The organism is Myxococcus sp. AB025B, from assembly GCF_006518215.1.
Lineage (GTDB): Bacteria > Myxococcota > Myxococcia > Myxococcales > Myxococcaceae > Myxococcus > Myxococcus fulvus.
Genome location: NZ_SRLW01000213.1, coordinates 1 through 17,702, shown reverse-complemented (window position 1 = coordinate 17,702; position 17,702 = coordinate 1). Strand labels below are relative to the sequence as shown.

The following is a 17,702-nucleotide window of genomic DNA, read 5'->3' as shown; positions in this document are numbered from 1 at the left end:
GGGGAGTACCACTACAACCCGATCGGGACGGTGCACGGGGGATTGGCGGCCACGTTGTTGGACTCGGCGCTGGGGTGCGCGGTGCACAGCACGTTGCCGGTGGGGGCGGGCTACACGACGTTGGAGCTGCACGTGAACATGGTGCGGGCCATCTCCCAGGACACGGGGAGGCTGACGTGCACGGGTGAGGTGATTCACGTGGGAGGGCGGGTGGCGACGGCGCAGGCGAAGCTGACGGACGCGAGCGGGAAGCTGTACGCGCACGGGACGACGACGTGCATGGTGTTCAGGCCCGCGGGCCCGGGTGGCCGGGAGTAGGGCGGCGATGCGCTACGCACCCGAGCACAAGCAGGCCACGCGCGAGAGAATCCTGGCGGCGGCGGAGTCGCTCTTCCGGAAGGAGGGGTTCGCGGGCGCGAGCGTGGAGCGCGTCATGCGCGCGGCGGGGCTGACGGTGGGCGGCTTCTATGCGCACTTCGCCTCGAAGGACTCGCTGCTCGCGGAGTCGGTGCGGGCGTTCTTCCAGCATCAGCACTCGCGCTGGTTGGGAGGGCTGGAGGAGCTGCGTGGCGCGGAGTTCCTGAGTCACTTCGTGCGGAGGTACTTGAACCGCCACAACCGTGACGACATGGAGGAGGGCTGCATCCTCCCCTCCGTGTTGTCGGACGTGACGCGGGGCACGCCCGAGGCGCGGGAGGCGCTGGGGCAGGGCGTGGAGATGCTGGTGGCGGAGCTGGGGGCCCGGGTCGCAAGTGGAGAGGGAGTCACCGGGAGGCAGCGCGCGCTGGCGACGGTGGCGCTCCTGTTCGGGGCGATGACGCTCGCGCGGGCGACGAAGACGACGCCGCTCTCGGATGAAATCCTGGAGGCGGCGCGCGCCTTCCTGCTCGCGGGGGCGGGGGCTCCGGAGAAGAAGCAGGGCGACTGACGTCGAGTGAGCTGTGCCCACCCCTGAGCATCATCGACGGAGTCGGTGGCTCCGAAGACGCAAGGTGATGGGATCCCACGGCAGCCCGGTGACCTCTTCCTCATGCAGGAAGGGTTCGAGGACCCGCGTCATTTCCCGATAGGGCAGCGGGATGGCGTGATTTTCGGTGTCGATGGCTTCGGGCCACTCTCCCAAGGTGACCAGAATTCGCTCCTCGTCCACGGCTTGGACAGAGACACCTGGCAAGTCGAGCTGTTGCTCCACCATCTCGCGACCTCCAAGCTGACTGAGCAACGGCTGTCCCAGAAACGTGAGCCAGTAAGCGCCTCGTGCGCGTGTCCCGATGTTCCGACTGGTCTCTCCCAGCCGTGGGAGGTCCAGTCCCAGGTAACGTTGGAGCACTTCTTGGACCTGCTTCCGGAGGGAGAACCAGGCCCCTGATGAGGAGATGATCGCGGGGCTGGCGTACCCAAAACTGAACGGAAGCTCACGCGCAATATCGAGCGCCAGGGCGCGGAAATGCTCCGGGCCATGTGTCACGAGGTACTCGGTGGGGAACAAGAAGCAGAGCCCACTCGTTGCCCTGTCGTCGCGTGAGAAGATGGGGTCATCGAGCTTTCGACCGTCGTATCCGAAGTGGTAGTCGCTGGCCCCGCCGGGCAACTCGGACAGATCAACGAGCCACTCGCCTCCCCAGGCGCGTTCGACAATTTGCTGACGGATGTGCGTCCACCCTGCTTCATCCAAGGGGAGCATGTCTCCATCGTCTGCTCCATACCACCCCAGTGCCAGGGGAGGGATGGCACGCCGGTACTTCTCCAGGCAGGACCAGACGCGGTCGGCCACATCGCGGTGTGAGTGACGCATGAAGAAGCAGAGCGCGAGTCCATCACGGGCCACCAGGTCCCCGTGCTTGTTCATCAGTCGGATGACTGGAAGCGAATCGCTCATTGTGTGACTCCCCATCGAGGCGAAATCATGACTGCCTCTCCCTTCAAAGCCTCTCTGTAGACTCGTCCCTGGTTCGAGCCCTGATAGGCGCTCTTCTCCCCATAGAGAGTCCACCGGGCCTCATTCGAATCGGGGCAGGGGAACTTGAAGTCCAGGATGAGGATTGAGCTCAACAGGTTGGAATCGGAGTGCAGGACCACATCCGGCTTGATGGTGCGCCACAAATCACGCGTGCAGCCCTCTGCGAGAAGTCGAGCCTCTTCGCTTCGGCTGATGGTCTCCAGGAGGTCTGCATGAGGATAGTAACGATAGCGTTGCTCGATGCTGAAAGGCGCCGTCCAGGCTCGCTCCAGCACCTCGCGAGCACATTGGAGCGCCAGCAGGTGCTTGCGCTTTCCAAGGGCCATGGCGCGGGTGACAACGTCACCGCAGCCATCTCTCTCCACTTCCTCACCGCACTCTCTTCGGGTCGGGGAGCGCCCGCCGAAGAACTCATTGTTCACCTGGCGCTCCGCCTGGATGGCGCAAGCCACGAGATGCTCTTCAAGCTCGTCCACTGCATTATCATCCTTCAGCACGACAAGCAGGACTGGAGCGAGTTTGATGAGTTGCGAGCCCACTTCCTGGGTCGCCGCAGCGCCAGTCGCGCTCCGCGACACGGCAGCAGCGTGGCGAAGCCTCGCGGCGGTTTCTGTATCAAGGCGCAGGTCTCCATGCCCCGGTCGACTCGGGCTGCTCGCGCACGCCGTCAGCAGGACCAGGGACAGGCACCATGGCGTGGACTTCCGGGGAAGACGCGCCGTCAGGCGCATGAAGTCGGAATGCACGGCGCGGAATCTACCCGTCACCCTGTGAGTCCGATACGGCGCAGTCATGGGGCGGGGCTCGTGTCCAACGGAGAGGCCCGCGCGGCCTCCAGCGCTCCGAGTCCATCGTGCGCCAAGGGGGCCTCGGGGAGACACGCATCGAGCCATGGGATGTGCCCGCGCAGGCTCTTGAGGGGCTCGGAGTGTGGCCCTCCCACGGACTGGCGCGTCTCGGCCCGAAGGACCCACTGTCCCAGGTCGCTCGGCACCGAGCGCGTCCTCGGCGCGCGGAGGGCCCTTCCCACACGCTCGCACGGAAGCGCCGACGGCCGCTCCCGCGCACGCTTCGCTCCAGGCTAGGGTTGTGTCCGTGATGTCCCCCGCGCGCATCCGTTCGATGCTCCCGCTGCTCTGCCTCGTGGCGCTGTCCTGCCTCGGCGGTGTCCGCTCGCGCGCGGCGAAGGACCCGGCGGCGCTGCGCTACAACCTCACCTACGTCCGCGAACCCACGCCCGCGCTCGACGTGGAGGTCGTCCTCGTCCGAGGCGCACCGCGCACCTTCCGCTTCACCCGCCCCGGCGGCGTGGACTCCGTCAGCGCATACCGCGAGGACGGCGAGCGCCTCGACGTCCCGGTCCGCGACGGCCTGGTGCAACTGCCCCGGGACATCCGCTTCCTACGCTACCGCTATGCACTCGAACCCCGCCGTCGTGGACACGGCTGGGACTTCTTCTCGGGGAGCACCGAGGAGGACACGTGGCACCTCACGGGCCGCACGTACCTCATCCGCCCCAACCTGGCGCCACCCGACCTGCGCGTGGAGCTCGTCGTCGACGGCATCGACGCCCTGTTGCCCTGGCAACCGGATGACACGGGCCTGTACCACCTGCGCGCCGAGGACCTCGTCGACTCGGGGTTCCACGCCTTCGGCGGACGACGGTGTCAGGTGGTCCTTCAAGACGTGGTGCTGGACGTGGCGGTGCTCGGCCACTTCACCCACCTCGACGACGCGCGCGTGTGTCACTGGCTGAAGCGGACCGCCGACGAAGTGCTCACCGTGCGCCGCGCCTTCCCCTATCCCCGCGTCACCGTGCGGGTCATCCCCGTCCCCGGGCGCGAGGGCCCCGGCCTCTTCGGCATGGTGCTGTGGAGCTCTCCACCCAGCATCTCGCTGCTCGTGGGACAGGACGCCACCGAAGCCTCGTTCGAGCGGGACTGGGTCGCGCTCCACGAGATGCTCCACCTCGCGCATCCCGCCATCCTCCCGCGCGTGCCGTGGTTGTCGGAGGGGCTCGCCACCTACCTCACGGAGATGGCCCAGGTCCGCTCGGGAAGGCAGAGCGCCCAGCGCGCCTGGGGCGAGCTGGTGGACGGCTTCGCGCGCGGCCGAGACGTGGCGAAAGCCCGCACCATGAAGGAGGTCGTCGCCGACAGCGACTTCTCCCCAGGCACCTATTGGACCGGCGCGCTCTTCGCCCTGCATCTCGATGTGGAAATCCGCCGTGCCACTGGAAACCGACGCCACCTGGAGGATGTGCTGGAGCGGCTCGCGGCGAGGGGGAGCACGTCCACCTTCGGTGCCTTCGGCGTGGCGGTGGACGAGGTCGCGGGGCAACCGCTGTTCGATGCGCTGCTCGCCCGCCACCTCGAGCGGCCGGCTTTTGTGGAGCAGGAAGGTTTGCTACAAGCGCTGGGCGTGACGACCGGCGCTGATGGCATCCAACTGGTGCCGGCCCGTGACAGCGCGCTGCGCGAGGCACTGGAAAGTCGTGGGTGTAACCCACGTGCGGGAAGTTGCGTATCGGATGCATCCGCGATTCATCGACATCCGTAGATGAGGTCCGCCAAGTCCAGATTGACGCTGGCGCTCATCGCGCTCCAGATGGCTCGTGCGCTCGAGCAGTAACCCCCTCAACGCAGTACCGAAAGGAAGCAACCCCCATGAACGCGAAGGCTCTTGCGGCGATTGTCGGCACCCTGTCCCTGGCCTCCCTCGCCACCGGCTGTGCCTCCACCAAGTCCGCCGAGGCCCAGCCGGCCGCCGCGGAGAAGGGCGCCGAGGGCAGCTGTGGCGCGCAGAAGGCTGAAGGCGACAAGGGCGCCGAGGCGGGCTGCGGCGCGCAGAAGACCGAGGGCGCCGCCCCCGCCGCGACGCCGGAGAAGGGCACCGAGCACGCCTGCGGCGCCGGCGGCTGCGGCAAGAAGTAGTCGTCACGGGCCGCATCCAGGCCCCCTCCGGGCGGTGGGAACAACAGCTCCCACCGCCCGGTTTCGCCTCGACTCCGGAGGAGGTAGCCCGCCGTGGTGGCGACGTACGCGCGAAGACACGGACTGAAGCCCCTGGGCGCGGGCATCGGCCTGCGACGGAGCTTCTACGAGGAGCTGCCGCGCACGCAGCGCACGCTCGACTGGGTGGAGATCATCCCGGAGAACTTCCTGTCCCTCGGCGGCCGTCCCCAGCGCGCGCTGGACGCGTGCGTGGAGCGCTGGCCCGTGTTGCCGCACGGCGTGGGCCTGGACGTCGGCGGGCCGGACGCGCTGGACGTGGACTACGTCACGGCCCTGGCCGCGCTGGTCAAGCGCGTGGACGCGCCGTTCTTCTCCGACCACCTGTGCTACTCGCGCCTGGGCGGCGTGTACCTGCACGACCTGTTGCCGCTGCCCTTCAGTGAGGCCGCGGTGGAGCACGTCGTGCCGCGCGTGCGCGAGGTGATGGCCCGCGTGGGCCGCCCCTTCCTGCTGGAGAACCCGAGCTACTACGCCCACATGCCCGGGAGCACGCTGAGCGAAGCGGACTTCCTGCGGCACGTGGTGGAACAGGCGGACTGCGGCCTCCTCCTGGACGTGAACAACGTCTACGTCAACGCGCTCAACCACGGCTACGACGCGCGCGCCTTCGTGGACGCGCTGCCGCTCGAACGCGTGGTGCAGGTGCACCTCGCCGGCCACACGCGCTACCCCGACGTCATCATCGACACGCACGGAGACCGCGTCTGCGACGACGTGTGGTCGCTGTATCGCCACGTGCTCGAGCGCACCGGCCCCGTGTCGACGCTCATCGAGTGGGACCAGGACATCCCGTCGATGACGGCCGTGCTGGACGAAGCGGACCAGGCGCGCGCCGTGCTCGGCGACACGGAGCGACGATGAAGCCCGAGCTGAAGCACTTCTTCGACGGCATGGGCGCCTACCTCGCGAAGCCGGGCACGGCCTCACTGGAGCAGCTCTACGCCAGGCACCCGGGCTGGGATGCGCCCGCCCGTCGCGTGTCCATCTATGGCGACTTCGTGCGAGGCCACGTGCGAGGCGCGGTGGAGAAGCTCTATCCGCTCCTGCGCCTCGCGGTGGGGCCGGAGGCATGGACCTCGCTCGTGGAGGGCTACACGCTGACACGCCCCGCGCGGCACCACGAGGTGAACCGGCTGGGCGAGAGCTTCCCCGCGTTCGTCGCGGACTCGCTCGTGTCCCACGGCCTGCCGGCCCACGCCGCCGAGCTCGCGCGCTTCGAGTGGACGGACTTCGCGGTGTTCTCATCCCAGGCGCCGTCGCCGGCCCGCGTGGAGACGCTGACGCCGAACCCCACCCTGGCCGTGCTGGAGCACACCTTCCGCCTCTGCGCGCACGTGCGGAGTCGGGGGGAGGGTGGGGCGCCCGAGCGCGGCGAGGAGCTGGCGCTCCTGTGGCGTCACCCGGTGGATCTGGTGACGTACTACCAGGAGGCCACGCCGCCCACGCTGCTCGTGCTGAAGATGGCGGTGGAGGGCCTGTCCGCGTCGGACGTGACGGCGGCCACCGGGATGCCCGAGTCCGACGTCCTCGACGCGGTGGCTCGCCTCTCCCGCGACGGACTCGTGCTCACGCCGGGCGGGTGACTCAGGGCCCTCAGTCGCGGACCGAGCACACGCGCCCGTCGACGGTGTCCTCGCAGCGCGAGGCGCCCGGGCAGTCCAGGTCCTCGACGCACGGCACGGTGCACTGGCGCTCCACGCACAGGCCCGAGGCCATGCCCAGCCCCTGGCAGCGCTCGTCATCCGCGCACTCCGCGCCGAACTGCAGGAGCGCGCTGCAGCTCAGGAAGCGCTGCGTGTCCGGCAGGCAGTTGCCCGCCTGGCAGGTGAAGCCCGCCTCGCAGCGGCTCGCGGCGAGGTCGTCCTCGTCCACCGTCTCCGTGCACGACTTCACGCACGTCGGCCCGCCACCGACGAGCAGCATGCACGCGGAGCCGTCATCACAGTTGCGGCCATTCACGCACGCGCCGCACTGAGGGCCATCCGCGTTGCAGCGGAAGCCCTTGCACGACAGTCCCTCGCCGCACTGGTCGTCCTCCACGCACTCCACGCACCGGCCCCCCGGGCCGCACACCAGGCCATCCTCGCAGCCCGTCGCGGCGCACCGGTTCACCAGGTCCGCGCGGGGCTGCAACTGGACGCGCAGCTCCTTCTTCTCTCCCGAGCCGACGCACGCCGAGGAGCGCACCTCCGGAAACCCCATTCCGACGATGGACAGCTCGTAGCACCCGTCCGGCAGGGGGCCCACCTGCACGCGCCCCTTGCCATCCAGTTGCAGCTGGTCCAGGTGCGTGCCCAGCACCGTCACTTCCACGCCCGCCACCCGCTCGCCCTGGGTGGACCGCGCGCGCAGCTCCAGGAAGCCCGCGGCCTTCGGCTCGACGCGCTCGACGTCGAGTGCCTTGCCCGCGGAGACCTTCACCTTCACCCGCGTCGCCTTCTCCCGCGTGGCGACGACGAACAGCTCCACGTCCCCGGAGGGGACCTTCTCCAGCTTGAAGCGCCCGTGGTCATCCACCGTCGAGCGCAGCTGTGGCGCGTCCACCACCGACACCAGGGCGTGCGCCGGGTCGTACTCCGACAGCTCCCCTTCGATGGTGCCCAGCCGCAGGGGCGCGTTCTCCAGGTTGCCGCACGCTCCCGCGCCCAGGGCCAGGAGGACTCCCAACGCGATGTGCAGTTTCGAGCGCATCAAAAGCGGTACCCCACACCGGCCCAGCCGCCGGTGAAGCCCACGGCCTGTCCCTTCCCGTCCAACACCACGTACGTCAGCATGAGCTGCGCCTGTCCCATCAACTCCAGGCGCTCTCCCACCCTCAGCACCACGCCTCCCACCACGCCGGGGCTGACCGTGAAGAAACTCTGCCCGGCGGCGTACGTCTCCACATCGAAAGACCGCCCCAGGTACAAGGTGGCCACACGCGGGCCGGCGAAGAGCGTCAGCCGCTCCCAGCGCCACAGGTAGGGGAGCGCCACGCCGGCGGAGAACGTCGTGTAGCGGAAGGGGACCGCGTCCTCCGGCAGGAGCCGCAGCGAGCGGCGGCCCGTGCTGAAGCTGACGTCGAACAAGAGCCCGAAGTCGCGCAGCGGACGGTCCTCCAGCCGCAACGACACCGCCACCTCCGGCGCCATGGGCAACAGCTCCCCGCGGCTTCTCGCGTCCGCGAAGGTGAACATGCCGCCCAGCAGCGACAGCGAGCGCCGGGGGAAGGCCTCCGACAACAACTGCTCCAGGGGCAGCCGCTCCCCCTCACCCACCTCCACCTCGCGGCGCACCAGCACCGCGTCGCCCTTGGTCAGCTCCACCGTGCGCTTGCCCGGCACCACCGCCGCGCCGCCCGGCAGCTCCGTGCGCGGCTCCCCGTCCACCTTGAGCGTGAAGCCATCCAGGCGCGGGTTGTAGGAGAACAGCTCCGGCCGGCCCGTGCGGGAGATGCTGCCCGACAGCACCACCGGGTCCGCGCCCACCTCCAGGATTTCCGCCGACGGCCGCTGCCGTCCTTCCGTGAAGGCGAACGTGCGCCGGCGCGCGTAGTCGTGCGCCTCCGTCGCGGTGACGGCCCCGTCCGCGTTGCGGTCCGCGCCGCCGCCCAGGCCCTCGACGAGGAAGTGCGTGTAGATGTCGTTCTGCAGGCCCTCGTCCTCTCGCGCCGTCTCGCCCCAGTCACAGGCGGCGAACACCATGGACGCCCGCGAGGACTCCTCCAGCGGCCGCGCGTAGAAGCCGGACTTGATGCCCGACAGCTCCTTCTCCAGCTCCTTGGGCAGCAGCGACTTGCCGTTGCCGCTGTGACACGAGGCCAGCACCAGCAGCCGCCGCCGGCTGGAGAGCGCGTCGAACTCCGCCTTCAGTGCGTCCATGGACAGCGCCGTCTGCGCGATGGCGCGGTAGGACGCATCCCGCGTCACCAGGAAGCGGCGCAGCTCCCCGGTGGCGTCGCGCGCCAGCGTGCCGTGCGCGGAGAAGTAGACCACCACCACGTCATCCGGGCGGTGCGCCTCCTTCCGGAGCTGCCTGAGCGCGGCGAGGATGGCCGCGCGTGTCGTCTCCTCCGGGCGCGTGAGCACGCGCACCTGGTCGAAGCGGCCCTTCGTCGGGTCCAGCATCGCCGCGGCCAGGTCCCTGGCGTCCTTCGATGGGTAACGCAGCCCCCGCCAATGGGGGTCGTCGAACTCGGAGATGCCCACGAGCAGCGCCATGCGCCGGGGCGTGTAGGCGCTGGAGAGCGCCTCCTCGTCGAGCCGCAGCGGCACGAGGCCGCCCTTCTCCGTCCCAAGGGACGAAGGAGTCGCGCACGCCATCAGCGCCGCCAGCAGGATGGAGAGCAGGGGCCTCACGTTGACTCGGTCAGCGCGGATTCTCGCCGCTTCCCACGCGCACGTCGAACCTCGTCACGGCGAGCGTGCCTTGTTCCCATCGCTCACCTCCTCCCACCAGGACCCGCCTCACCTCGTCGGGCGAGGGCTCCAGGCCCGAGGGGGTGGCGGCCAGCCACAACGTCACCGGCCCCGATTCCCCCTCCAGGCTGACGCCCGACAGGCCCTGGGGGTCGCGCAGGTCATGGGTCCCCGCCTCCAGCACGAAGGTGCCCAACAGCTCCGGCTCCTGCTCGGCCCGCTGCTGGAAGAGCAGGCCCGTGCCCGCCTCGGTGGCGTGGTAGCGCAGGAGCAGCACGTCGCCCGGGGCCACCTGGGTGTCCGGGTCCAACCGCCTGAGGCTCCCGTCCGCGCCGCGCGCCACCACGGCCAGCTCCAGGGCAATCCTCCCCACCTGGCCCTTCACGCCCGGCGCCAGCGAGTCCGTGCCCACCTCCACCCCGGCGCCCGACTGGCGCACCCGGGGCACCACCACCACCGCGACGAGCGCCGCGGCCACCGCGCCCGCCACCACGCCCCAGCGCCGCGCGTCCCACCGGGGCGGTGCGCGAAGCTGCTTCTTCACCCGCGCCAGGCCCACCTCGTCCAGGGGGGACTGGGGGCGCGGAGGCGCCAGGGCCAGGAGCACCGCGTCCACCCGCCCGTCCAGGACGTCAGGGCCGGAGTGGGTGGCGAGGTAGCCCTCACACGCCTCACACGCGGTGGCCAGGTGCTCGCGGAAGTACGTCACCGCGTCCGGCTCACGACGGGCAAGGGCGCCGAGCGCCTCGTCATCCAGGTGTCTCATGACCTCTCACTCCCACCGACCGGCGAGCACTCGCCGCAGCAGCTCTCTCTTGATACGACCCCGGAAGCGCTCGAGTCTCATCGTCACGGCGCTTTTGCCCACGCCCATCTGCTCCGCAATCTCACGCGCGGACAGCTCCCCTTCGATATAGAAAAGCTGCACTGTCCGCTTCTCCTCGCCCTCGGGCAGCTCGGCGATGAGCTGACGGACCACCTCGATGTCGCGCTCGAGCTGCAGGGACTCCGGCACGGGCGGCACCGCCTCCGGCTCCGGGTCCGCGATGTCGTCCTCCAACCTCCTGAGGTGGGCCTTTCGCTCCAGCCGGGTGCGCGCCCGGTTGCGAGCGATGGACAACAGCCACGCCTCGAAGGCCCCCGGCTCCTTCAGCCGGGGCAGCGCCCGGAACGCCCGGACGAAGGACTCCTGGATGACGTCCTCCACCTCGTCCGAGTCCAGCGGGGCGAACCCCGCCACCAACCTCGCCACGAGGGGGCGGGTGCGCCGATACAGCTCACTGAAGGCGGAAGTCTCCCCACTCGCCGCGCGCCGTACCCACTCCGCCAGTCCCTCCGTGGAACCCACCTGACCTCCAGACCCCCGGGACGGCCCGGTGGCCACGCTGCATTTCCCGTCCCCGGGGCCGCTCCTGGGGGAAGCGGACGAGGGCGGACCGCTTCCTACTGGCTCCCGGGGGGGCGTCGGGAGGAAGAATGGGCCCCGCCGTTTCATTTCGAAGAGGAGCCCTGTCCGCCATGCGCGTCATCAACTTCAACCCCGGTCCCGCCGGCCTGCCCCTTCCCGCCCTGGAGCGCGCCCGGGACGAGCTGCTCGACTTCCAGGGCTCCGGCATGTCCGTCATGGAGCACAGCCACCGGGGCAAGGAGTACGAGGCCGTCCACGACGAGGCCATCGCCCTGCTGTCGGAGCTGACGGGCCTGCCGTCCACGCACCAGGTCCTCTTCCTCACCGGCGGCGCGTCGCAGCAGTTCGCCCAGGTGCCGATGAACTTCCTCACCCCCGACACGAGCGCGGACTACCTCATGACGGGCGTGTGGAGCGAGAAGGCGCTCGACGAGGCGAAGTACTACGGCAAGCCCCGCGTCGCCGCGACGACGGTGCAGCCCGACAAGCACTACACCCGCGTGCCGCGCCAGGACGAGCTGTCCCTGGACGCGAAGGCCGCGTACGTCCACGTCACCACCAACAACACCATCTACGGCACCCAGTGGCACACGCTGCCGGACACGGGGCCGGTGCCGCTGGTGGCGGACATGAGCTCCGACTTCCTGTGGAAGAAGATGGACCTGTCGCGCTTCGGGCTGGTCTACGCGGGCGCGCAGAAGAACCTGGGGCCCTCCGGCGTCACGCTGGTGGTGGCCCAGAAGGACTTCATCGCGAAGGGCCGCAAGGACATCCCGAAGATCTTCCGGTACGCCGTCCACGCGGAGAACAACTCGCTCTACAACACGCCCCCCACGCTGGCCATCTACCTGGTGCGCAACGTGCTCGCGTGGATGAAGGACGTGGGCGGGCTGGGCCAGCTTGAAGCGTGGAACCGCCAGAAGGCGGACCTGCTCTACGGCGCGCTGGACACGCACGCGGGCTTCTACCGGGCCCCCGTGGAGCGCGCGTCGCGTTCAGTGATGAACGTCGTGTTCCACCTGCCCACGCCGGAGCTCGACGCGGCCTTCGTCGCTGACGCGAAGCGGAAAGGAATGGTGGGGCTCAAGGGCCACCGGACCGCCGGAGGAATCCGGGTTTCCACGTACAACGCGGTGACTGTGGAGAATGTGCGCACCCTCGTCACCTTCATGGAGCATTTCGTGAAGACGCGTGGCTAGTGTGCGTCGGAGCACGTGAAACAACCCACTTGGAGGGATTCATGAAAGCCACCCTGTCCGCCGTCGCGCTCTGCCTGCTGTTCGCCCTGCCTGCTTCCGCCGCTCCGGGAGAGGCCCAGGAGGTCGCCGGGGTGAAGTTCCCCGGAACCGCCAAGGTGGAGGGCAAGGAGCTGAAGCTCAACGGCGTGGGCCTGCGCAAGAAGATGGTCTTCAAGGTCTACGCGGTGGGCCTGTACGTGGAGACCCCGAGCCAGGACGCCGCCGCGCTCCTGTCCGCGGACGAGACCAAGCGCGTGCGCATGTACATGCTGCGCGACCTGGACAAGAAGAGCATCACCGACGCCATCGTGGAGGGCTTCAAGAAGAACGCGGGCGACAAGCTGCCCGCGCTCCAGGAGCGGCTGAACACCTTCGCCAACGCGATTCCGGACGTGAAGAAGGGCGAGGAGATCATCCTCACCTACGTCCCGGGCTCCGGCACGAGCGTGCGGAGCACCAAGGTGACGGAGCCCATCTCGGTGGAGGGCAAGGACTTCGCCGACGCGCTGTTCTCCGTGTGGCTGGGCAAGTCGCCGGTGGACGGCGGCCTGAAGGACGGCATGCTCGGCAAGGACTGAGCGCCGCGCCTTCGTGTCGTACACGCGCCCCATGTCTCCCTCGGGAGGCGTGGGGCGTTTTCGTCAGCGGGCGTGGGGCCTTGAAATACGTGGGCGCGTGGGCCGTAGTGGCCTGTGTGGGCCCGGGTGCACGGCGACGCCAGGTCTGATAGCAACCCGCCGGTCAGGAGGATGACATGGGAATCTGCTCGTGGCTGGTGCTGGGAGGGCTCGCGGGGTGGATCGCGAGCATCATCAAGGGAACGAACGCGAGGATGGGAATCTTCGCCAACATCGCGACGGGCATCGTCGGCTCGATGATTGGCGGCTTCCTGTTCAGCCTGCTGGGCGGGCGCGGCGTGACGGGGTTCAACCTCTACTCGCTGGCGGTGGCCACGGTGGGGGCGGTCATCCTCATCAGCATCGTCCAGGCGATACGCAAATAGGCGCGCTCAGAAGAGGCTGAGCTGGGGTGAGGGCGGTGGCCTTCGCGGCGGGCGCTGGAAGGTGTCCGGTGCCGGCTCGGTGATGTACGAGGTGCGCAGGCCCACCCTGCGCGCCGTCGTCTCGAAGAGGCGGTGGATGGTTTCGGCGTAGAGCCCCTCGCCTCGCATGCGGTGCTTGAAGCGGGAGTCGCTGAGCTCCCCGCCGCGCGTCTCCCGGATGCGGTGGAGCACGCGCTCGGCGCGCAAGGGGAGTCTGGCGCGCAGCCGCTCCTCGAAGACCTCCTTCACGGGGCCGGGCAGGCGCACCAGGGTGTAGTGGGCGCGGCGGGCGCCAGCCTCCTTCGCGGCGGTGAGGACGCGGTGGATGTCCTCGTCGTTGAGGCCGGGGATGATGGGCGCGAAGGAGATGGCCACGTCGATGCCCGCGTCCGCGAGGCGGCGGATGGCGAGCAGCCGCCGCTGGGGCGAGGCCGCGTAGGGCTCCATGGCGCGCGCGATGTCCGCGTGGTGGAAGGGCAGGCTGATGCTGACCCACAGCCGGGCGTCGCGGGACAGGCGCTGGAGCACGTCGAGGTCGCGCTCGATGAGCACGCCCTTGGTGACGATGCCGACGGGGTTCTTGTACTCGGCGCAGACCTCCAGGCACGCGCGCGTCAGCCGCATGGAGGCCTCGAGCGGCTGGTAGCAGTCGGTGACGCCGCTGAAGACGACGGTGTCCCCCTTCCAGGAGGGGCGCTCGAAGGCGTCGCGGAGCAGCTCCGCCGCGCGCGGCTTCATCACGAGCTTCGTCTCGAAGTCGGTGCCGGCGCCGAAGTCGAGGTACTGGTGGGTGGGGCGCGCGTAGCAGTAGGCGCACGCGTGCAGACAGCCCCGGTAGGGATTGACGCTCCAGTCGAAGCCCACGTCCGGGCTGTCGTTGTGGGAGAGGACCTGGCGGCTGTGGTCCTCCCAGACCTCCAGCTTCGCGGGAGGAATCTCGTCCAGGTACTCCACCGCGGTGCTCGCCCAGGGGTTGGGCGGATTGTCGACGGGGCGGGCTTTCACCGTCCCAGAGTGTGACTGAAACTCCGTTCAGTCAAGTCCCATGTCCTCCAGGTCGGGATGTCTGTCATTCCAACACGGCCGCGCCTTCATGCGCCCAGATGGGCGAGCATGCCGTCCTTGTCGCCCGTGGCCAGGGTGTACGGGGTGCCGGGAGGGATGACGTCCTGGCGTGCCGCGACGCCCTCCACCGCGTCCTGGGCATGGACGAGCTGCAGCGCCCACGGGTTCGCGTGCCGGAGCAGCGGCAGCAGGACGGGCAGGACGATGGGCGGCTCGCGAGGCATTCGCGGACGGGCTCGACGCGCCACACAGCTCGTGTCGGACGGACATTCGAACACACCACCGCGTGTCTCGATGATGGCGGCTGTCTCAGGACTCCCTCAGAATCCACGGCTCTGGTAGAGGGGCGACGCTGTCAACCCACTCCTGGAGTCTCCGCATGTCCCGGTTCTCGCGCCACGCGCTCGTACTCTCCCTGCTGCTCACCTCCACCTCGGCGCTCGCGGGCTCGCAGTGGGTGCAGGCGCGCACGGTGCTCAACACGTGTGGCTACTTCAGCACCTCGCAGGCGGAAATCACCCTGACGTACCGCAACGATGATTTGCCCTGGGGCACCCGCGTGTTCCTCATCTACGGCTGGGGCGGCAGCTCCGGTCCTTCGAGCACGTTCGACTGGGCTCCGGCGCCGCAGACCGTGGAGGCGCCCGCCGTGGCGCCTTGGCACTGGGGCACCACCGTGACGGGAGTCATCCGGTCGCGCTCGTCCACGCAGTACACGAGCATCAACTACGTCTGGAAGGTGGTCCTCCCGGACGGGCACGAGTTCTACGAGAAGGGCAACGGCTCCACCTACGGCTACTACGCCGCGGACTTCTCGCAGGTGCCCATGCCGTGCACGACCACCTCCGGCACCTTCGTCGGCAGCGCGACGCCGCTGACCATCACCACCGTCGTCAAGAACTGACGCCGCTCGTCCCCGTCCTCGCCACGGGGCCTCATGAAGGAAACCCTCGCCTGACGTCGTGAGTCACCGCGGGGAGACCTTCTCGAAAAGGGGCCCCCGAGGCGGCCACTCGGGGCTGCTGGCAGGAGCGGGGGACGTCTTCGTCTTGCGCGAACGTGGTGCCGAGCGGGAGCACCTTCACGACAACCTCCTCAGCGGTCCAAGGACCGCATCCAGACGCTCCTGTCCATCATCATCGAGCTCGCCGAGTTCCTGGCGCCGAGCCACCTCTCCCGGGACTTCGGCCGCGACGAGCTGACGCGCGGCCTGCGCTGAGAAAAGACGAACCGGGAGGCCTCGACAGAAGCCTCCCGGTCCGGTGTGTCACTCATGAGGGACCGGGAGCGAGTGCCCCGCTACCCGTCACGTCGACTCAGAGCGCGGCGCAGGTGGAGGGCACCTGGAAGCCGTTGGTCGGCGCGGTGCTGGTCGAGCCACCGGAGACGGCGTTGCTGCCCAGACCGAAGGCGGCGAAGGCCGTCCACAGGCGGCACACGTCCTCGCCGTTGTGCAGCGTGGTGGCGGCGCTGATGATGCCGTCACGCACCTGGGTGAACGTCGGGCTGCAGGGCGTGCGCTTCAGGCCCTCGGTGAAGTACAGCATCATGCGCTGGTTACCCGCGTTGCCCTGGGCGTTGTAGAGGTTCGCGTCGAAGCCCCAGTGGTTGACGAGCGCCCAGTAGGCCTCCCACATGCCCTGGGCGAACACGGAGCCCACGCCGTGCGGCACGGCCATGCCGTTGATGCTGGCGTACGTCCACGTGTTGCGCGTGGGGTCGAGCGTGTACGGCTGGGTGCGGATGCCGTTGCCCGTGGTCGCCTGGTTCAGCGCGTACGTGCCCACGCCGCGAATCTTGTTCGCCGTGTCACCCGTGCGCGCCGTGTAGAAGAGCGAGAGGAAGTCGCTGATGCCCTCGCCCGGCTGCTGACGGTTGGAGAGGCAGGACACGTTGCTCGGACCGCCGACCAGGCGGTTGGAGATGCCGTGGCCGTACTCGTGCACGATGATGCCGCTGTCGAGGTCGCCGTCCTTGTCCGGGGTGGGCGCCGTCCAGATGTACATCTGCATGCGCGGGGGCGAGCCGTCCGCGGGCGTGGAGAAGTTGGCGTTGTTGGTGCCGCCGCCGTCCTGCGCCTCGGCCCGGACGTAGTCGTTGCCCGCGCCGCCGCGGCCGTAGTTGTTCTGCTGGAAGTTGCCGGCCGCTTCGTTGAAGCCGTACTGGTACTGCACGTCGTGGATGATGTTGTTCCAGTAGAACAGGTTGGTGACGGCCGCCGGGATGTACGTGGAGGGCGCGCCGGTCAGGTTGATGGTGAAGACGCAGTTGATGGCCGCGCCGCAGTCCGGCTGGGAGGCGGGCGCCGCGTTGTTGGCGTCGCGGTCCTCGTAGGCGTGGACGTTGTTGCCGCGCGGGATGGTGTACTCCGCGCCGGCGACGCCGTTGGTGTCATGCCAGCCGTAGGGCGAGGCGACGGCGTTGGCGGGGTTGGTCACCGTGACGCGGCCGTCGGAGGGCGGCAGCGGCGTGGTGTGGTTGGGGCTCTCCACGGGCACGGGGTAGACCTTGTACGAGTCCGCGGCCACCCAGTCGAAGCGCGTGAGCACCTCGCCCGTGTTGGCGTCCACCGTCACGTCGTAGTCGTGCTGCGAGTCCAGCGTGGACACCTGGAAGTTCCACACCAGGCGCGCCTCGCCGCGGCGAATGGGGAGGATGGCCAGCTGCGCGTTGATGGGCTCGCGCGACAGGCCGTCCACCTCGACGCCCGTGCGGCGCTGCACGCCCGCCTCGGCCTGCAGCGCGCGGGGCGGGGCCGCCAGCTCCACGCCCAGGTGCCGGGCGAGCCCCGCCACGGCCTGACCCGCGTTGATGCGCGGCTCGGTGCCCGCGAGCGCCTTCTCGATGGAGGGCAGGAAGTCGCTGTGCACGCCCAGCACGCTGCCGTCCTTGGCGACGTTGACCTGGAGCTGCGCGTTGTAGACGGGCAGGCCCTTGAAGGTCTGGCGCAGATACAGGTGCGTGGCCCCGCTGACCTCGGAATAGACGCGGTCCGTGACCTCGAACGTGGACACGTCGTTGAGGCTCAGCCCGAGCGCCTCGTGGTGCTTCTGGACGAAGTCCAAGGCGATGGACATCGGGTCACCGCTGCTGGGGCCCGTCAGCGCGCCCACCGGGTTGACCAGCGAGCGCACCAGGCCCGTGGACTCGTCCGTCTCGACCATCAGGTCCGGGATGCTGCGGCGCAGGGACTCGACGTGCGCCTTCTGCGCCGTCGAGAAGCCGAATCGCGCCTGTGCGTTGTAGCTGGTGCGCGCGTCGAAGTGACGCTCGCCACCATGTGCGTGCTCCGGCGCCACTGCGAGCGCCGTGGACCCGGAGAGGGTCGCCGTGAAGACCACCGCCTGGAACAGCCGCCTTCGGTATGCACCTACGGACATGTCGTGCTCCTGCGCTGCGGGTGAAGTCGCCCCATGCGGGGCGGGACTGGCAGTGTGAGGAAACACGCATTTTCGGTTTAATGCAAATGAATGGAAATACGTGAAAAATACGCTTAAATTGTAGGCGTGGCAGAGGCGCCGTCACGCGTGCCGTGTGGGGCGCGGCGCGGATGGGGCTTGGCGGGTGGGGATGGGGAG

At 69.1% G+C, this 17,702-nt stretch carries 19 protein-coding genes; 10 read left to right on the top strand and 9 right to left on the bottom strand.

What is annotated here, in order from left to right; translation table 11 throughout:
* Positions 1–318: PaaI family thioesterase (locus FL311_RS29415; protein ID WP_141330251.1), on the top strand; the 318-nt coding region annotated here is incomplete at its 5' end.
* A 7-nt stretch (positions 319–325) separates the two neighbouring features.
* Positions 326–928 (top strand): TetR/AcrR family transcriptional regulator, encoded by a 603-nt coding sequence (locus FL311_RS29410; protein WP_141330249.1) that lies wholly within the window; start codon positions 326–328, stop codon positions 926–928.
* Between the two features lie 30 nt (positions 929–958).
* Here FL311_RS29410 and FL311_RS29405 read toward each other — a convergent pair whose 3' ends face one another.
* Positions 959–1,879, bottom strand: a complete 921-nt coding sequence (locus FL311_RS29405; protein ID WP_228557156.1) for a type VI immunity family protein — start codon at positions 1,877–1,879, stop codon at positions 959–961.
* The gene (locus FL311_RS29400; protein ID WP_228557155.1) at positions 1,876–2,706 is read right to left on the bottom strand and encodes a hypothetical protein; all 831 of its coding nucleotides are present in this window, start codon (positions 2,704–2,706) and stop codon (positions 1,876–1,878) included. The genes FL311_RS29405 and FL311_RS29400 overlap by 4 nt, the downstream gene beginning before the upstream one ends.
* Before the next feature lie 352 nt (positions 2,707–3,058).
* Between FL311_RS29400 and FL311_RS29395 the strand changes: the two genes are divergently transcribed.
* From FL311_RS29395 to FL311_RS29380, 4 genes are all read left to right on the top strand, one after another.
* Positions 3,059–4,519 (top strand): hypothetical protein, encoded by a 1,461-nt coding sequence (locus tag FL311_RS29395; protein ID WP_141330253.1) that lies wholly within the window; start codon positions 3,059–3,061, stop codon positions 4,517–4,519.
* Positions 4,520–4,626: 107 nt separating this feature from the next.
* Positions 4,627–4,893: a hypothetical protein gene (locus tag FL311_RS29390; RefSeq protein WP_141330247.1), complete on the top strand. Its 267-nt coding sequence runs from the start codon at positions 4,627–4,629 to the stop codon at positions 4,891–4,893.
* A gap of 93 nt (positions 4,894–4,986) precedes the next feature.
* The gene (locus tag FL311_RS29385; RefSeq protein WP_141330245.1) at positions 4,987–5,835 is read left to right on the top strand and encodes a DUF692 domain-containing protein; all 849 of its coding nucleotides are present in this window, start codon (positions 4,987–4,989) and stop codon (positions 5,833–5,835) included.
* The gene (locus FL311_RS29380; protein WP_141330242.1) at positions 5,832–6,557 is read left to right on the top strand and encodes a DUF2063 domain-containing protein; all 726 of its coding nucleotides are present in this window, start codon (positions 5,832–5,834) and stop codon (positions 6,555–6,557) included. The genes FL311_RS29385 and FL311_RS29380 overlap by 4 nt, the downstream gene beginning before the upstream one ends.
* Positions 6,558–6,567: 10 nt before the next feature.
* On the opposite strand, the gene FL311_RS29375 is transcribed toward FL311_RS29380, so the two are convergent.
* From FL311_RS29375 to FL311_RS29360, 4 genes are read right to left on the bottom strand one after another with little or no spacing between them, the layout of a single operon-like run.
* Positions 6,568–7,665 carry a carboxypeptidase regulatory-like domain-containing protein gene (locus tag FL311_RS29375; RefSeq protein ID WP_141330240.1) on the bottom strand — a complete coding sequence of 366 codons (1,098 nt, stop codon included), beginning with the start codon at positions 7,663–7,665 and terminating at the stop codon, positions 6,568–6,570.
* Positions 7,665–9,311 (bottom strand): caspase family protein, encoded by a 1,647-nt coding sequence (locus FL311_RS29370; protein ID WP_141330238.1) that lies wholly within the window; start codon positions 9,309–9,311, stop codon positions 7,665–7,667. Before FL311_RS29370 ends, FL311_RS29375 begins: the two co-directional genes overlap by 1 nt.
* Positions 9,312–9,321: 10 nt before the next feature.
* Entirely contained in the window at positions 9,322–10,137 is an 816-nt protein-coding gene (locus FL311_RS29365) for a hypothetical protein (protein ID WP_141330236.1), read from the bottom strand.
* A 6-nt stretch (positions 10,138–10,143) separates the two neighbouring features.
* Positions 10,144–10,719, bottom strand: coding sequence for an RNA polymerase sigma factor (locus tag FL311_RS29360; protein WP_174816707.1), 576 nt, complete (start codon positions 10,717–10,719; stop codon positions 10,144–10,146).
* 170 nt (positions 10,720–10,889) lie between these two features.
* On the opposite strand from FL311_RS29360, the gene serC reads away from it, so the two are divergent.
* The 3 genes from serC (at position 10,890) to FL311_RS29345 (ending at position 13,020) form a co-directional block, all read left to right on the top strand.
* Positions 10,890–11,978: a 3-phosphoserine/phosphohydroxythreonine transaminase gene (gene serC, locus FL311_RS29355; protein WP_141330234.1), complete on the top strand. Its 1,089-nt coding sequence runs from the start codon at positions 10,890–10,892 to the stop codon at positions 11,976–11,978.
* Positions 11,979–12,019: 41 nt separating this feature from the next.
* Positions 12,020–12,595 carry a chalcone isomerase family protein gene (locus FL311_RS29350; RefSeq protein WP_141330232.1) on the top strand — a complete coding sequence of 192 codons (576 nt, stop codon included), beginning with the start codon at positions 12,020–12,022 and terminating at the stop codon, positions 12,593–12,595.
* A 176-nt stretch (positions 12,596–12,771) separates the two neighbouring features.
* Complete coding sequence (locus FL311_RS29345) at positions 12,772–13,020, top strand: GlsB/YeaQ/YmgE family stress response membrane protein (protein ID WP_046715010.1); 249 nt, start codon at positions 12,772–12,774, stop codon at positions 13,018–13,020.
* A 6-nt stretch (positions 13,021–13,026) separates the two neighbouring features.
* Here the strand turns inward: FL311_RS29345 and FL311_RS29340 are convergent, their stop codons facing one another.
* Positions 13,027–14,064 (bottom strand): PA0069 family radical SAM protein, encoded by a 1,038-nt coding sequence (locus FL311_RS29340; protein ID WP_141330230.1) that lies wholly within the window; start codon positions 14,062–14,064, stop codon positions 13,027–13,029.
* An 86-nt stretch (positions 14,065–14,150) separates the two neighbouring features.
* Entirely contained in the window at positions 14,151–14,348 is a 198-nt protein-coding gene (locus FL311_RS29335) for a hypothetical protein (RefSeq protein ID WP_141330228.1), read from the bottom strand.
* 155 nt (positions 14,349–14,503) lie between these two features.
* Between FL311_RS29335 and FL311_RS29330 the strand changes: the two genes are divergently transcribed.
* Positions 14,504–15,028 carry a hypothetical protein gene (locus tag FL311_RS29330; RefSeq protein WP_141330226.1) on the top strand — a complete coding sequence of 175 codons (525 nt, stop codon included), beginning with the start codon at positions 14,504–14,506 and terminating at the stop codon, positions 15,026–15,028.
* Between the two features lie 412 nt (positions 15,029–15,440).
* Here FL311_RS29330 and FL311_RS29325 read toward each other — a convergent pair whose 3' ends face one another.
* Positions 15,441–17,504 carry a M36 family metallopeptidase gene (locus FL311_RS29325; protein WP_141330224.1) on the bottom strand — a complete coding sequence of 688 codons (2,064 nt, stop codon included), beginning with the start codon at positions 17,502–17,504 and terminating at the stop codon, positions 15,441–15,443.
* Positions 17,505–17,702: the final 198 nt, after the last annotated feature.

What these genes read in the sequence shown, in the direction of transcription:
- FL311_RS29410 (WP_141330249.1), top strand. Translation starts at nt 326, where the DNA reads ATGCGCTACGCACCCGAGCACAAGCAGGCCACGCGCGAGAGAATCCTG.
- FL311_RS29405 (WP_228557156.1), bottom strand. Translation starts at nt 1,879, where the DNA reads ATGAGCGATTCGCTTCCAGTCATCCGACTGATGAACAAGCACGGGGAC.
- FL311_RS29395 (WP_141330253.1), top strand. Translation starts at nt 3,059, where the DNA reads ATGTCCCCCGCGCGCATCCGTTCGATGCTCCCGCTGCTCTGCCTCGTG.
- FL311_RS29390 (WP_141330247.1), top strand. Translation starts at nt 4,627, where the DNA reads ATGAACGCGAAGGCTCTTGCGGCGATTGTCGGCACCCTGTCCCTGGCC.
- FL311_RS29380 (WP_141330242.1), top strand. Translation starts at nt 5,832, where the DNA reads ATGAAGCCCGAGCTGAAGCACTTCTTCGACGGCATGGGCGCCTACCTC.
- FL311_RS29375 (WP_141330240.1), bottom strand. Translation starts at nt 7,665, where the DNA reads ATGCGCTCGAAACTGCACATCGCGTTGGGAGTCCTCCTGGCCCTGGGC.
- FL311_RS29365 (WP_141330236.1), bottom strand. Translation starts at nt 10,137, where the DNA reads ATGAGACACCTGGATGACGAGGCGCTCGGCGCCCTTGCCCGTCGTGAG.
- serC (WP_141330234.1), top strand. Translation starts at nt 10,890, where the DNA reads ATGCGCGTCATCAACTTCAACCCCGGTCCCGCCGGCCTGCCCCTTCCC.
- FL311_RS29350 (WP_141330232.1), top strand. Translation starts at nt 12,020, where the DNA reads ATGAAAGCCACCCTGTCCGCCGTCGCGCTCTGCCTGCTGTTCGCCCTG.
- FL311_RS29345 (WP_046715010.1), top strand. Translation starts at nt 12,772, where the DNA reads ATGGGAATCTGCTCGTGGCTGGTGCTGGGAGGGCTCGCGGGGTGGATC.
- FL311_RS29335 (WP_141330228.1), bottom strand. Translation starts at nt 14,348, where the DNA reads ATGCCTCGCGAGCCGCCCATCGTCCTGCCCGTCCTGCTGCCGCTGCTC.
- FL311_RS29330 (WP_141330226.1), top strand. Translation starts at nt 14,504, where the DNA reads ATGTCCCGGTTCTCGCGCCACGCGCTCGTACTCTCCCTGCTGCTCACC.
- FL311_RS29325 (WP_141330224.1), bottom strand. Translation starts at nt 17,504, where the DNA reads ATGTCCGTAGGTGCATACCGAAGGCGGCTGTTCCAGGCGGTGGTCTTC.